Origin of the sequence: Seohaeicola zhoushanensis (assembly GCF_014656415.1) — a bacterium.
Classification (GTDB): Bacteria; Pseudomonadota; Alphaproteobacteria; order Rhodobacterales; family Rhodobacteraceae; genus Seohaeicola_A; species Seohaeicola_A zhoushanensis.
Genome location: NZ_BNCJ01000001.1, coordinates 213758 through 227754, shown reverse-complemented (window position 1 = coordinate 227754; position 13997 = coordinate 213758). Strand labels below are relative to the sequence as shown.

General features: G+C 68.3%; 14 protein-coding genes. 6 read left to right on the top strand and 8 right to left on the bottom strand.

Going from position 1 to position 13997, the window contains the following annotated elements; all coding sequences use genetic code 11:
- Positions 1-18: 18 nt before the first annotated feature.
- From IE266_RS01120 to IE266_RS01100, 5 genes are all read right to left on the bottom strand, one after another.
- Positions 19-2457: a GcvT family protein gene (locus IE266_RS01120; RefSeq protein WP_189678187.1), complete on the bottom strand. Its 2439-nt coding sequence runs from the start codon at positions 2455-2457 to the stop codon at positions 19-21.
- 120 nt (positions 2458-2577) lie between these two features.
- Entirely contained in the window at positions 2578-3474 is an 897-nt protein-coding gene (locus IE266_RS01115) for a homocysteine S-methyltransferase family protein (protein ID WP_189678186.1), read from the bottom strand.
- Positions 3471-5909 carry a GcvT family protein gene (locus IE266_RS01110; protein ID WP_189678185.1) on the bottom strand — a complete coding sequence of 813 codons (2439 nt, stop codon included), beginning with the start codon at positions 5907-5909 and terminating at the stop codon, positions 3471-3473. Before IE266_RS01110 ends, IE266_RS01115 begins: the two co-directional genes overlap by 4 nt.
- Positions 5909-6289, bottom strand: a complete 381-nt coding sequence (locus IE266_RS01105; protein ID WP_189678184.1) for a GFA family protein — start codon at positions 6287-6289, stop codon at positions 5909-5911. Before IE266_RS01105 ends, IE266_RS01110 begins: the two co-directional genes overlap by 1 nt.
- 10 nt (positions 6290-6299) lie before the next feature.
- Positions 6300-6869 (bottom strand): helix-turn-helix domain-containing protein, encoded by a 570-nt coding sequence (locus IE266_RS01100; protein ID WP_189678183.1) that lies wholly within the window; start codon positions 6867-6869, stop codon positions 6300-6302.
- A gap of 282 nt (positions 6870-7151) precedes the next feature.
- Here IE266_RS01100 and IE266_RS01095 point away from each other — a divergent pair, with 282 nt between their 5' ends.
- Positions 7152-7331 carry a hypothetical protein gene (locus IE266_RS01095; RefSeq protein WP_189678182.1) on the top strand — a complete coding sequence of 60 codons (180 nt, stop codon included), beginning with the start codon at positions 7152-7154 and terminating at the stop codon, positions 7329-7331.
- Between the two features lie 66 nt (positions 7332-7397).
- Positions 7398-8177: an SDR family NAD(P)-dependent oxidoreductase gene (locus tag IE266_RS01090; protein ID WP_189678181.1), complete on the top strand. Its 780-nt coding sequence runs from the start codon at positions 7398-7400 to the stop codon at positions 8175-8177.
- Positions 8178-8276: 99 nt separating this feature from the next.
- Here IE266_RS01090 and IE266_RS01085 read toward each other — a convergent pair whose 3' ends face one another.
- The gene (locus tag IE266_RS01085; protein ID WP_189678180.1) at positions 8277-9449 is read right to left on the bottom strand and encodes a thiolase family protein; all 1173 of its coding nucleotides are present in this window, start codon (positions 9447-9449) and stop codon (positions 8277-8279) included.
- A gap of 89 nt (positions 9450-9538) precedes the next feature.
- Between IE266_RS01085 and IE266_RS01080 the strand changes: the two genes are divergently transcribed.
- The 3 genes from IE266_RS01080 to IE266_RS01070 all read left to right on the top strand — a co-directional run bounded on the left by IE266_RS01080 (position 9539) and on the right by IE266_RS01070 (position 12172).
- A complete protein-coding gene (locus tag IE266_RS01080; RefSeq protein WP_189678179.1) occupies positions 9539-9877 on the top strand; it encodes an STAS domain-containing protein in 339 nt (112 codons plus the stop codon).
- Position 9878: 1 nt separating this feature from the next.
- Positions 9879-10358, top strand: a complete 480-nt coding sequence (locus IE266_RS01075; RefSeq protein ID WP_229863853.1) for an ATP-binding protein — start codon at positions 9879-9881, stop codon at positions 10356-10358.
- A 236-nt stretch (positions 10359-10594) separates the two neighbouring features.
- Positions 10595-12172: a gamma-glutamyltransferase family protein gene (locus tag IE266_RS01070; RefSeq protein ID WP_189678178.1), complete on the top strand. Its 1578-nt coding sequence runs from the start codon at positions 10595-10597 to the stop codon at positions 12170-12172.
- A gap of 43 nt (positions 12173-12215) precedes the next feature.
- Here the strand turns inward: IE266_RS01070 and hspQ are convergent, their stop codons facing one another.
- On the bottom strand, positions 12216-12542 hold the full coding sequence (gene hspQ / locus IE266_RS01065; protein WP_189678177.1) for a heat shock protein HspQ: 327 nt from the start codon (positions 12540-12542) through the stop codon (positions 12216-12218).
- 182 nt (positions 12543-12724) lie between these two features.
- Between hspQ and IE266_RS01060 the strand changes: the two genes are divergently transcribed.
- Positions 12725-13309, top strand: a complete 585-nt coding sequence (locus tag IE266_RS01060; protein ID WP_189678176.1) for a transglycosylase SLT domain-containing protein — start codon at positions 12725-12727, stop codon at positions 13307-13309.
- Between the two features lie 7 nt (positions 13310-13316).
- On the opposite strand, the gene IE266_RS01055 is transcribed toward IE266_RS01060, so the two are convergent.
- The gene (locus tag IE266_RS01055) at positions 13317-13847 is read right to left on the bottom strand and encodes a LolA family protein (protein ID WP_308434556.1); all 531 of its coding nucleotides are present in this window, start codon (positions 13845-13847) and stop codon (positions 13317-13319) included.
- Positions 13848-13997: the final 150 nt, after the last annotated feature.

Genomic DNA, 13997 nt, shown 5'->3' with positions numbered 1-13997 from the left:
GCGCCCTCTCCGCCCGCGCTACATCCGCACCCTGTCGCCGTCGGGGTCGTACATCGGCCGGGCCGAGGCCACCGCGGGCACCCGCACCCCCGCCACGTCGACCTCCCAGCGCGAGGCCAGCAGGTCGGCGACCGTCTCGCCGCGGCAGGGCGCGTAGCCCATGCCGATGGCCGCGCCGAGGTGATGGCCATAGGCCCCCGAGGAGAGGTGCCCGACGATCTGCCCGTCGCGCAGCAGCGGTTCGTTGTGGTAGAGCAGCGGCTCGGGGTCGGTCAGGCGGAACTGCAGCATCCGCCGCTCCAGCCCCGCCTCCTTCTTGCGCAGCACCGCATCGCGGCCGATGAAGGCAGGCTTGGCGGTCTTCACCGCAAAACCGAGCCCGGCTTCGAGCACGTGGTCCTCGCAGGTGATGTCATGGCCGAAGTGGCGGAAGGCCTTCTCGATCCGGGCGCTGTCCATCATGTGCATCCCGCAGAGCTTGAGCCCCAGGTCCTGCCCGGCCTCCCAGAGCGTCTCGAAGGCATGGCCGGCCATGTCGGCGGAGAGGTAGAGCTCCCAGCCGAGCTCGCCGACGTAGGAGACCCGGTGCGCCCGCGCGAGGCCCATGCCGAGCTCGATCTCCTGCATGGTGCCGAAGGGGTTGGCCGCGTTGGAGAAATCACCGGGCGAGACAAGCGCCATCAGATCGCGCGCCCGCGGACCCATCACCGCCAGCACGCCCTCGCCCGCCGTCACGTCGGTGATGACGACGCGGGATTCGCCGAGGTGGCGGCGCAGCCAGGTCTCGTCGGCGAGGCGCGTCGCCGCCGGGGTCACCACCAGGTAGGCGGTTTCGGACAGCCGGGTCACCGTCACGTCGGCCTCGATCCCGCCCTTGGGGTTCAGGAACTGGGTGTAGACGATCTTGCCGACGGGCACCGCCATGTCCGCTCCGCAGAGGTGGTTCAGGAAGCTCTCGGCATCCGGCCCCTCGACGCGCAGCTTGCCGAAGGAGGACATGTCATACATGCCGACGCCGGTTCGCACCGCCGCGAGTTCGGCGGCGACATTGGGGAAGAAGGCCTGCCGCTGCCAGGAATACGCGTATTCCGCCGCCTGCCCCGGTTGCGCGAACCAATTCGCCCGCTCCCAGCCCGCCAGTTCGCCGAAGACCGCGCCCTGTTCGGCCAAATGCGCGTGGAAGGGGGTGCGGCGCACGCCGCGCGCGCTGGCCTTCTGGCGATACGGGAAGTGGTCGGCGTAGAGCAGGCCCAGCGTCTCGGACACCCGCGCCCTGAGGTAGCGCTGGTTGCCCTGGAAGGGATGCGCGCGGGCGATGTCGACATCGCCGAGGTCGAAGGGCTTCTCGCCGTCCTGCATCCATTGCGCCAGCGCCATGCCGGCGCCGCCGGCCGACTGGATGCCGATCGAGTTGAAGCCGGCCGCGACCCAGACGTTGTCCATGCCCGGCGCGAGGCCGAGGTGATAGGCATTGTCTGGGGTGAAGCTCTCGGGGCCGTTGAAGAAGGTATGGATCCCGGCCGCGCCGAGGATTGGCACCCGGTTCACCGCCATTTCGAGGATCGATTCGAAATGGTCGAAATCGTCGGGCAGCTGGTCGAACTCGAAATCGGGGCGCGGCGGGCCCCATGGCTTGGCCTTCGGCTCGAAGGCGCCGAGCATCAGCTTGCCGGCGTCGACCTTGTAATAGGCGCATTCGTCGGGCACCCGCAGCACGGGGAGCTGTTCGAGCCCGGCGATCGGTTCGGAGACGATGTAGAAGTGCTCGCAGGCCTGGAGCGGCACGTTGACGCCGGCCATGCGCCCCACCTCGCGGCCCCAGAGGCCGGCGCAGTTGACCACCATGTCGCAGGCGATATGGCCCGGCCCCTCTGGCCCGGCGTAATCGACCCCGGTAACGCGCTGTCCAGCGCGGCTGAAGCCGGTCACGGCGGTCTGCTCGGCGATCACCGCGCCGCGCTGGCGCGCGCCCTTGGCCAGCGCCAGGGCGATGTTGCCGGGATCGCCCTGGCCGTCCCTGGCGAGGTAGACGCCGGCGACAACGCCGTCGAGGTTAAGGTGCGGATAGCGGGCGCCGATCTCGTCGGGCGTGATCTCCTCGACCTCGACTCCGAAGGCCCGCGCCATCGCCGCCGAGCGGAAGATCTCCTCGCGGCGTTCCTGGGTGAGCGCGGCGGTAATAGAGCCTACGCGGCGGAATCCGGTGGCCAGGCCGGTCTCGGCCTCGAGCCCGCCGTAGAGTTCCTGGCTGTATTTCGCGAGCCGCGTCATGTTCGCGGTGGCACGCAGCTGGGCGATCAGCCCGGCGGCATGCCAGGTGGTGCCCGAGGTGAGTTGCTTGCGTTCGAGCAGCACTACGTCCTTCCAGCCGAGTTTCGTCAGGTGGTAGGCAACGGAGCAGCCGACCACGCCGCCGCCGACGATGACGACGCGGGCCTTGTCCGGGAGGGCAGTCATGGTGTGATCCTTTCGGGTTTCGGATCGCCTGCGCGATCCGACCGGGGAGGGGGCGCTGCCCCCTCTTGGCCTGCGGCCAATTCACCCCCGGAGGTATTTGGGAAGAAGAGAAGCATGGTGTCAGGCGATGGTGTGGCCGGCGGCCCGGAGCCGGCGGGCGAGTTCGGCGATATGGGCCGGGCCGACCTCGCAGCAGCCGCCGAGGATGGTGGCGCCGTGGTCGAGCCAGCCCATCGCCTGGGCCGCGTAGGCCTCGGGCGAGAGGTCGGTACGGGCCTCGAGCGCGGCGACGGTGGGGGCGTCGGTCAGGAAGCCCTCGCTGATCCGGGTGAAACCGTTGGCATAGGCGCCGAAGGGCAGGCCCAGGGGGGCGAGGATGTCGAGGGCGGCCGGGATCACCTCGGGAGGGGAGCAGTTGATGAGCACCGCCTCGGGGGCGAAGTCGCGCAGGAGCGGGGCGATCTCGGCCAGCGGTTCGCCCGAGCGCAGGCGGGTGCCGTCCTCGTCGGTCACGGTGAAGCCGATCCAGACCGGCTTGCCGAGGCCGGTCGTGCCCTTCAGCGCGCCTTCCGCCTCGCGCAGGGAGGAGGCGGTTTCGATCAGCAGGATGTCGACGCGGGGCGCCATCACCGCGGCGACCTCGCGGAAGCGGGGGGCGGCGATTTCGGGGTCGGGGTCGAGATCGGGGCGGTAGGAGGCGAGCAGCGGCCCGAGCGAGGCGGCGAGGCGGCCCTGCGGGTGCGCGGCGCGGGCGGTTTCGGCCTGGTGCAGGGCGCTTTGCAGGAGGCCGGGGAGTTCGGCCTCCATTCCCAGGGGCGCCAGCCGCGAGCGGTGCAGCGCGTAGGAATTGGTGGTGGCTATGGTCGCACCTGCGGCGAAGTATTCGCGGTGCAGCGCGCCCACCATCTCGGGGTGGTCGATCAGTACCCGCGTCGACCAGAGCCGCTGGTTCATCACGTCGGCACGGCGCACCAGTTCCTGGCCGATGGAGCCGTCGAGAAGGGTGATATCGCTCATGCCCTGAGCCTTTCGTTGGAAGGGTCCCAGAGCGGGGCGTCGGGCATCACCTCGGCCTGGTGTCTTTCGCCGAAGATCTCGACCTCGATGCGGGTGCCTGGCGTCGCGAGGTCGGCGCGCAGCATTGCGAGGGCCAGCGAGGCATTGGTGCGGTAGCCCCAGGCGCCGGAGGTGGTTTCGCCGACGATCTGGCCCTCGTGCCAGAGGGTGGACATGTAGGGCGCGTCGGCGGCGCCGGCCTCGACCTTGAGGGTGACGAAGCGCTTGCGGGAACCGGCCTGTTTCTCCTGCAACAGAGCCGCTTTTCCGGGGAAGGGCTTGTCCCAGCGGATGAACCGTTCCAGCCCGCCTTCGAGCAGGGAATAATCGGTGGAGAGGTCGCCCTTCCAGGCGCGGTAGCTCTTTTCGATGCGCAGACTGTTGAGCGCCCACATGCCGAAGGGGCGCGCGCCGGCGGCTGTGACCGCGTCCCAGATCGCCGGGGCGTCGTCGAGGCCGCAGTGCAGTTCCCAGCCGAGTTCGCCGGCAAAGGAGACCCGCACCAGCGCGCAGGGACGGCCGGCGACATGGGTGTCGTATTGCACCGAGAGCCAGGGCAGCGAGAGATCGGCGTCGGTGAGAGGCGCGAGGATCTCGCGCGATTTGGGGCCGGTCACCAGCAGGCATTCGACCTCGGCGGAGTGGTCGGTGACGGTGATGCCTTCGGGCGCGTTGCGGCTGAGCAACTCGCCGTCGTGCCATTGCGCGACACCGGCGGTGATCAGGCCGACGTCCTCGGGGCCGTGGACCATGCAGGACATCTCGGTCAGGATCCGGCCGCGGCTGTCGGGGAAGTAGAGGAGGCCGATCCGGCCCTGCGCCGGGAGGCGCGAGCAGGTCAGGCTGTCGACCCAGTCGCGTGCGCCGGGGCCGTTGACCTTGAGCCGGGTGAAGCCGGAGATCGGCAGGATGCCGCAATGGTCGCGCACCGCCTCGCATTCCGCGCGGATGCGTGGTTCCCAGGGGCCGGCGCGGTTCCAGGTCTGGGTTGCCTCCTCGGAGAGGTCGTCGCCGGGGCGCGCGAACCAGTTGGCGCGTTCCCAGCCGTTGTAGGCGCCGAAGACCGCGCCGGCGGCCTGCAGGCGGGAATGCAGCGGCGAGCGGCGCTTGCCGCGGCCGGCGGGCCAGCTGTGCCAGGGGAAGTGCATGGCGTATTCGTGGCCGTAGGTCTCCATCCCCTTGGCGACGCAATAGTCGTGGTCGGCGTAGGCGGTGAAACGGCGCGGATCGCAGGACCACATGTCCCATTCGGTCTGGCCCTCGGTGACCCATTCGGCGAGCACCTTGCCCGCGCCGCCGGCCTGGGCGATGCCGAAGGTGAACACGCAGGCCTCGAAGGCGTTGGGCACGCCGGGCATCGGGCCGATCAGCGGCAGTCCGTCGGGTGCGTAGGGGATCGGGCCGTTGATGACCTTGCTGACGCCAACGGAGCCCAGCAGGGGGACTCGGGCGAGGGCGTCCTCGATATAGGGCTCGAGCCGGTCGAGATCGTCGGGGTAGAGCTGGAAGGAGAAATCCTCGGGCATGGGGTCGTCGGGCGTTGCCCAATGGGCGCGGCAGTTGCGTTCGTAGGGGCCGAGGTTGAAGCCGTGTTTCTCCTGCCGCAGGTAGTAGGAGGTATCGACGTCGCGCAGCAGCGGCAGCTTGTGGCCTGCGGCCTGCGACCAGTCCCGCACCTCGGGCACCTCCTCGAAGAGCAGGTATTGGTGGCTCATCACCATCATCGGCAACCGGCGCCCGCCGTAGGGGCGGAACCATTCGGCCACGCGCTGGGCGTAGTAGCCGGCGGCGTTCACCACGATCTCGCAATGGATCTCGCCCCTGGTGGTCTCGACCACCCATTCGCCGTTCTCGCGCCGCACGCCGGTGGCGGGGCAGAAGCGTTCGATCCGGGCGCCCATCTCGCGCGCGCCCTTGGCCAGCGCCTGGGTCAGCTGCGCCGGGTCGATGTCACCGTCGGAGGGATCGTAGAGCGCGCCCTGCAGGTCATGTGGCTCTATGAAGGGATATCTGGCCTTGATCTCGTCCAGGCCGAGAATGCCGATATCCATGCCCTGGTAGCGGCCCATGCCCTGGGCGCGGGCGAATTCCATCATCCGCTCGCGGCTGTGGGCCAGCCGGATCGAGCCGGTGACGTGGTAGTTCATCGGGTAGTCGACCGCCGCGCCGAGACCTCGGTAGAGCTCGGTCGAGTAGCGCTGCATGTTCATGATCGACCAGGAGGTCGAGAAGGTGGGCACGTTGCCGGCGGCGTGCCAGGTCGAGCCGGCGGTGAGCTCGTTCTTCTCGAGCAGCAGGCAGTCGGTCCAGCCTGCCCTGGCGAGGTGGTAGAGCGCGGAGACGCCCACCGCGCCGCCGCCGATGATGACCACGCGGGCCTGGGTCGGGAGCGCCATTATTGCGCCCGCTTCGGCAGATCGTCGTTCAGGTCGTAGTAGTCGCCCTTGTCGGCGGTGAAGATGTGGCGCGAGATGGCAAGGCCGGTGGGTTTCTCGAGCGCGCCGAGCGCGACGGAGGTGTGGGACTCGTCGGGGTTCTTCCAGAACAGGAAGGCGCCGCAGGTGCCGCAGAAGCCACGTTTGGCGATGTCGCTGGCGGCATACCAGCGCAGGGTTCCGGAGTCGGTCACGCTCAGCACCTCGTCCTCGGCGCCGGCGGAGACCCAGAAGTGGCCCGACTGCTTGCGGCACTGGCCGCAGTGGCAGGCCGAGGGCGGCGCGAGGTCGCCCGCCACGGTGAAGGTGACGCCGCCGCAGTTGCAGCTTCCTTTGTACATGCCGTCCTCCTCAGTAGACCGGCGGGGCGATCACCCAGATCGCCACGGCCGGTTCGTCATAGGGGTTGATCCATTCGAAGGGCTCGCCCCGGATGCGGAAACTGTCGCCGGGGTGGATGGTGAAGCGGGTGCCGGAGATCACCAGGTCGAGCCTGCCGGAGACCAGGTAGCCGACCTCCTGCGTCGGGCGGGTCACCACTTCGCCGATGCGGCTGTGCGGTTCGAAGGTGGAGTGGACCATCTCGAAATCGTCGGTCAGGTCGGGGGAGAGCAGTTCCTCGACCAGGCCCGCCGCGCCCGAACCGATCGGGCGGCGCGCGCCCTGGCGGACGATGTGACCGGCTTCCTTGGCCGGGGCGGGAGCCTGGCCGAAGAGCATCGAGACCGGGATGCCGAGGCGCGCCGCGATCCGGCGCAGGTCGGTGATCGAGGGCTGCGAGAGGTCGCGTTCGACCTGGGAGAGCCAGCCGACCGAACGCCCGAGGTCCGCCGCCAGCTCGGCCAGCGTGATGCCGCGCGCCTTGCGCAGGGCGCGCAGGTCGGCGCCGAGCGATCCGGTTGCGGTGGCGGGGTGGAACATGGGGGCGCTCGTGAAAATTCTGGTGATAATTTCATTCTGCGCCGAGTCGGTGAAATTTCAAAGCGAAATTTCACAACGGGTGCGAGGTCGTTTGGGGGGCCGTGCGACGTGGTGACGCGAAATTCACCGCTTGCCTTGAAACCGGGCAGGTGCCGAGCGGTTTGACGCAATGATGCTGCAATGCAGCATGAGGGCAGCGCGGGGATGGCGTCTTGTGGTATGCTGGCCCTGCGACCGAAGTGCCGGAGGACGCTTGGCCTGACGCAACATAGGAGCCCCGCCATGTGCCTGACCACGGAAATGCTCGCCCTCTTCCTCAACATGCTCGATCCGGCGATCATCGAGACCCATGCCGACCGCATCGCCATCCATGCCCAGCTGCAGACCACGATCTGGGAACCGAAGGCCGATCTCTGGTGCACGGATGGGCGCCACCCGGAGCGGCTGGTGGAGGCGAACTGAGCCCGTCGGCTTGACCTCGCCCGCCCCATGCGGAAGACCTGACCGCGTGGACCGAGGGAGAGCGGCATGGATATCACCGGAGCGCGGGCATTGGTCACGGGCGGCGGCGGCGGGTTGGGGCGACATATCAGCCTGGCGCTGGCGCGGGCGGGGGCGGATGTGGCGGTGACCTACCTGTCGCGCAGCGGCGAGGCGGAGAAGCTTTGCGCCGAGGTCGAGGCGCTGGGGCGGCGGGTCATGGCGGTGCGCATGGACATCACCGATGCCGCCGCGATCGAGGCGGCGGTGGGCGCGGTGGCCGGGGCCTGGGGCGGGCTCGACATCCTGGTGAACAACGCCGGGCGGGGCCGTCCGACCCTGCCGGGCGAGGATCGGCCGCGCGAGGTGGCCCATGGCGATATCGCGGCGCTGACGCCGGAGCTTTACGACCTGCTGATGGCGATCAACATGCGGGGTCCTTTCCTTGCCGCCCGCGCAGCGGCGCCATGGCTGCGGGCCTCGGGGCGGGGGCGGATCGTCAACATAGGCTCTACCATCGGGTTTTCGCCGCGGGATGCGGGGCTGTCCTTTGCCATGGCCAAGGCGGGGGCGGTGCCGCTGACGCGCTACCTGGCGACCACGCTGGCGCCCGAGGTGCTGGTGAACTGCGTCGCGCCCGGGCTGATCGAGGGCACGGGGCTGACCGGCGCGGCCTCGCAGGCCTATATCGAGAGTTGGCGCGACAAGGCGATCCTGGCGCGCACCACCGCGCCCGAGGACGTGGCCGCGCAGGTGCTGGCGCTGGTGCAGAGCACATCGACCACCGGGCAGACGGTGGTGGTGGACGGCGGCATCTCGTTCAACTGAGGGATGCGCCGGCGGCGGGCGGGGCTGGGGGGCTGTCTGCCCCCCTCTGGGCCTTGCGGCCCATTCACCCCCCGAGAGGTATTTGGAAAGAGAAGAAGCCTAAAGCCGCTCGATGGCGATGGCAGTGCCTTCGCCGCCGCCGATGCAGATGGCGGCGATGCCGCGCTTGAGGCCGCGGGTTTCCAGCGCGTTCAGCAGCGTGACCATGATGCGCGCGCCCGATGCGCCGATCGGGTGGCCGAGCGCGCAGGCGCCGCCGTTGACGTTGACCTGGTCGCGGTGCACCCCGAGTTCACGCATGAAGGCCATGGGGACGACGGCGAAGGCCTCGTTCACCTCCCAGAGATCGACGTCGTCGACATCCCAGCCCAGCCGGTCTAGCAGCTTGCGCGCGGCCGGCACCGGGGCGGTGGGGAAGAGTGCGGGCGCCTGGGCGTGGCTGGCGTGGCCAAGGATGCGGGCGCGCACCGTCAGGCCGCGCGCCTCGGCGGCTTCGGCGCTGGCGAGCACCAGGGCGGCGGCACCGTCGGAGATCGAGGAGGAATTGGCCGCCGTCACGGTGCCATCCTTTCGGAAGGCGGGTTTCAGCAGCGGGATCTTCTCGGGGCGGGCCTTGCCGGGCTGTTCGTCGGTGGTGATCACTGCCTCTCCCGAGCGGCCGTGCAGGGTGACGGGGGCGATTTCGGCCTTGAAGGCGCCGGAGCGTTCGGCGTCGAGCGCGTTGGAGAGCGAGGCGAGGGCATATTGGTCCTGGGCTTCGCGGGTGAACTGGAAGGCCTCGGCGCAGTCCTCGGCGAAGGTGCCCATCAGGCGGCCCTTGTCGTAGGCGTCCTCGAGCCCGTCGAGGAACATGTGGTCGATCACCTGTTGATGGCCGATCCGGGCGCCGCCGCGCATCTTGGGCAGCAGGTAGGGGGCGTTCGACATGCTTTCCATGCCGCCGGCGACCATCACGTCGGCATGGCCGAGCGCGATCTGGTCGAAGCCGATCATCGCCGCCTTCATCCCCGAACCGCACATCTTGTTGAGCGTGGTGGCGGGCACCTCTTCGCCGAGGCCGGCGTCGAAGAGCGCCTGGCGGGCCGGGGCCTGGCCCTGGCCGGCGGGCAGCACGCAGCCCATCAGCACCTCGTCCACGGTGGCCGCGCCGGCGTCCCTGAGCGCGGCGCGGATGGCGACGCCACCCAGATGCGCGGCGCTGATCCCGTCGAACACGCCCTGGAACCCGCCCATCGGGGTTCGCGCGGCGCCTGCGATGACAACCTCTTTCATGGCAATCTCCCTTGTCCTGTCCCCTGAATACCGAATGGTAACGAATGCCGTCTAGCGTGCATGCGCAGAATGGCGACGAGGACGCGAGGATGATCCTGACCAGCACCCTGACGGATGGCGCGAATGTGGTGACGGTTAAGGCGCCGCGCATCGATGCGGCGCTGGCGATCCGGTTCAAGGAGGATATGCGGGCGAAGACAGGCGAGGGCCCGGAACGGGTGATTCTCGACCTGTCCTGCGTGGATTTCATCGATTCCAGCGGGCTGGGGGCGATCGTCGCCGCGATGAAGCAGATGGGCGGCGCGCGTCGGCTGGACCTGGCGGGGTTGACGGAGACGGTGGACAAGGTGTTCCGGCTGACCCGGATGGATACCGTCTTTTGTCTTTACCCGTCGCTCGAGGACGCCCTGGCGGTGGACCGGGCCTGACATGCCGGACGGGCTGCGCCCGACAGGCGAGGTGCGGTTCCGCGCCTCGGGGGCGGCGGCGCAGCGGGCGATGGCGCGGGTGGTGGCAGCCTTGCAGAAACAGGGTCTGCAAGGGGCCTGTCTCGGCGCGGCCGAGATCGTGCTGGCCGAGATCGTCAACAATATCGTCGAACATGCCTATGCGGGCGCGGCGCGCGGCGAGGTCGGGATCGCCTTTGACCTGGCGCCCGGCGGGTTGTGGCTGCGGGTCTGGGATCGTGGCGCGGGGTTTCCGGGCGGTGTGCCGCCGGAGGGGAAGCCGGTGGATCTGGCCGTGCCGCGCGGCGAGATGCCCGAGGGCGGATTTGGCTGGCACCTGATCCGCAGCCTGGTCGACGAGGTGACCTACGAGCGGTGCGACGGGGTGAACCGGCTGGGCGTGCGCATTGCCGCGGGGGTCTGTGCCCGGATCGACACAATCGAGGCTCCGAAAGAGGACTGACTCGCATTTTAGAGGGTTGCCGCAATGCTGCCGCAATTGCTCCCAACTGCCGCCCCAGTGACTCAACACAAATGAAACTGTAGCTGCATATGGCTTCCCTCGGCGCTGCGCGTCATAGCCCCCACCCAGTGCGCGGCGCCGAGGATTTCTCTCCCGCCAGATCAACCTGAAAAATCCGGTTTTATCGGGTGTCGATGCCGTCTAGGCTCGGCCCGATCTGACAGGAGACCAGTGTTATGCGCGACTTCCAGGCCCCCGGCCGTTCCTCTACCTTTGCGACCGAGGGCATGTGTGCCACCTCGCACCCGCTGGGGGCGCAGACCGCGCTGGAGGTGTTGAAACGCGGTGGCAACGCGATGGATGCGGCGATTGCAGGGGCGCTGGTGCTGGGGATCTGCGAGCCGCAGATGACCGGGATCGGCGGCGATTGCTTCGTGCTCTGGACGCCGCCGGGCAGCAACGAGATCAAGGCGCTGAACGGGTCGGGCCGGGCGCCGGCCGCGGCCAGCGCCGCGGCGCTGCGGGCGCGGGGCGAGCGCGTGGTGCCGGTGCGCGGGATCGAGGCGGTGACGGTGCCGGGTGCGATCGACGCCTTCTGCCACCTGTCGGAGACCGTCGGCAAGCTGGGGATCGACGCGCTGGTGCAGCCGGCGATCCACTATGCCGAGGCCGGGGTACCGGCGGCGTCGCGGGTGGCCTTCGACTGGCCGCTGGATGCGCCCTTCCTGAAGGGCAGCGCGCGGCGGTTCTTCCTGAAAGACGACAAGCCGCTGACCACCGGCCAGATCTTCCGTGCGCCCGGCCAGGCCGAGGTGCTGCGCCGGATCGCCCTCCAGGGGCGCGACGGGTTCTATGCCGGCGAGGTGGCGCAGGACATGGTCGATTCGCTCAACGCGCTGGGCGGGGTCCATGCGATGGACGACTTCGCCGCCACCGCCTGTACGCCGAGCGATCCGGTCAGCGGGCCCTATCGCGGGATCGAGCTGGTCGAGCACGCGCCCAACGGGCAGGGGGCGACGGCGATCCTGCTGCTGAACATCCTGGCGCATTTCGATATCGCGGGGATGGATCCGTTCGGGGCGGAGCGGCTGCATATCGAGACCGAGGCCTCGAAGCTGGCCTATGATGCGCGCAACCGTTTCATCGCCGATCCGGATCATACCGCGCGCCTTCAGCACATGCTGGCGCCCGAGACGGCGGCGAAGCTGGCGGCGCTGATCGACCCGAAGACGGCGATGGCCCAGGCGGCGCCGCTGACCGAGGCGATCCACCGGGACACGATCTATATCACCGTGGTCGACAGGGACCGGATGGTGGTTTCGCTGATCTACTCGATCTTCCACGGCTTCGGGTCGGGCTTTGCCTCGGACAAGTTCGGGATCCTGTTCCAGAACCGCGGCGCGGGCTTCACGCTGGAGGAGGGGCACCCGAACGAGATGAACGGCGGCAAGCGGCCGATGCATACGATCATTCCGGGGATGCTGCGCGAGAACGGGCGGGTGCTGATGCCTTTCGGGGTGATGGGCGGGGCCTATCAGCCCACGGGCCACGCCCGGCTGGTCAGCAACCTGGTCGATTGCGGGATGGAGCTGCAGGCGGCGATCGACGCGCCGCGGGCCTTCCCCGAGGGCGGGGTGCTGAAGATCGAGCGGGGCTACAGCGAGAAGACCCGCGCCGAGCTGGAGGCGCTGGGCCACAAGCTCGAACTGCCGGAAAAGCCGCTGGGCGGAGCGCAGGCGATCCGGATCGGCGAGGACGGGGTTCTGGAAGGCGGCAGCGACCCGCGCAAGGATGGTTGCGCGCTGGGCTACTGAGGCGCAAGAGCGGGCGCTTCGGGCAGATCCCGGAGCGCCGGCTTCAGTTCAGGTGGAAGTGCAGCGGGTAGGCGCCGTCCTGGAACGGGCCGAACATGTCGCCGATGTCGGGGTGATCCACGGGTTCGCCGGAATAGTCGGCGATCAGGTTCTGTTCCGAGACATAGGCGACGTAATAGGTCTGATCGTTCTCGGCGAGCAGGTGGTAGAAGGGCTGCGCCTTGGCGGGGCGGCTTTCCTCGGGAATGGCTTCGTACCATTCGTCGGTATTGGAGAACTCGGGGTCTACATCGAATACAACCCCCCGGAAGGGATGCTTCCGGTGGCGGACGATCTGTCCAAGGTTATATTTCGCACGCTTTTTCAACATTTGTACTAGCCCTTACCCCCATAATTACGCCTTGGGCGGCGCCTTGTCCAATATTTGCACGGTATTCGCAAGAAACAGTTTGTGACGTGGGGGGGCACAGTTCGGGTCTCCGCCTATGGTTGCGAATGTGGTTTGCGAGCGGGTCGGGATGCTGTAGAATTGCCGAAAAAAGGCAGAGGCAAATGAGCAGAACCCTCGGCGTAATGATCTTGACGCTGATCCTGGCGTCATGTGGCGGCGGCTATTCCGCGCCGCCTTCGGTGCTGGACGACGCCTGCATGATCGTCCGGCAGGATTCACGCTATGTGCGCGCCTTCAAGGCGACCGAGCGGCGCTGGGGCGTTCCGGCGGCGGTGCAGATGGCGACGATCTACCACGAGAGCCGCTTCCGCAGCGATGCGCGGACGCCCTTCCGCTATGCGCTGGGCATCATTCCGATGGGGCGGCAGAGCAGCGCCTATGGCTATAGCCAGGCGCTGGACGGCACCTGGGACGAATACCTCAAGGACACCGGGCGGCGTGGGGCGCGACGCGACGATATCCGCGATGCCGCGGATTTCATCGGCTGGTACATGAACCGCTCGCGCGAGAAGAACGGCATCCAGCTGACTGACGCCCGCAACCAGTACCTGGCCTATCACGAGGGCCACAATGGTTTCGCGCGGGGCAGCCACAACTCCAAGAGCTGGCTGCTGCGCACCGCCTCGGAGGTCGAGGCGCGCGCGGTGCTTTACGAGAACCAGCTGCGGGGCTGCAGGGCCTACTGACGGGACCTCAGCGGTTGCCGGCGCGTGTGGGAACCTGGGTTTCGAACATGCTGTCGGCGAATGTCATGCCGGTTTGCAGCCCGTCGAGCACCACGGCGGTGCGGGTGCCCTGTTCGTTGGTGATGATCCAGCGTTTCAGGGCGATCGGGTTGGCGCTGAACATCAGGTCGATGAAGCCGATCTCGGGCTCTTTCGGGTCCTGCGCGCGCACAACTGTGAATTCACCGTCGAACGTGTGCGACTTGACCATCTTCGCCTGTTTCAGGTTGACGCGCCGGGCCAGGATCAGGTTCAGCGGCGTGCGTTTGAGCGGATAGGTCTCGGGTGGCTGGTTCGACTTCTTGTCATGCAGGATGACCGCGCCGCTGCCGGCGATCACCACGCCGGAGTTCGGCGGGGCGTATTCGAAGCGCATCCGGCCGGGGCGCTTGATGTAGAGCATCCCGGTCGACTTCGACCCGTCCTCGTTGAACTGGGTGAAGGAGGATTGCGCCGTCTGCAGCCCGTTCAGGTAGTCCGAGAGCGCATCAAGCGACAATTTATCCTCTGCCAGGGCATGGGAGGGGAGGAAGGGGAGAAGGGCGAGCCCGCCCGCAAGGCTGCGTCGTGTGATCATGGGGTCCATATAGTCTGCCTGTCGCCGCTCTGCACGGCGCATCCGATCACAACGGCATGAAGCCGCCGCCGG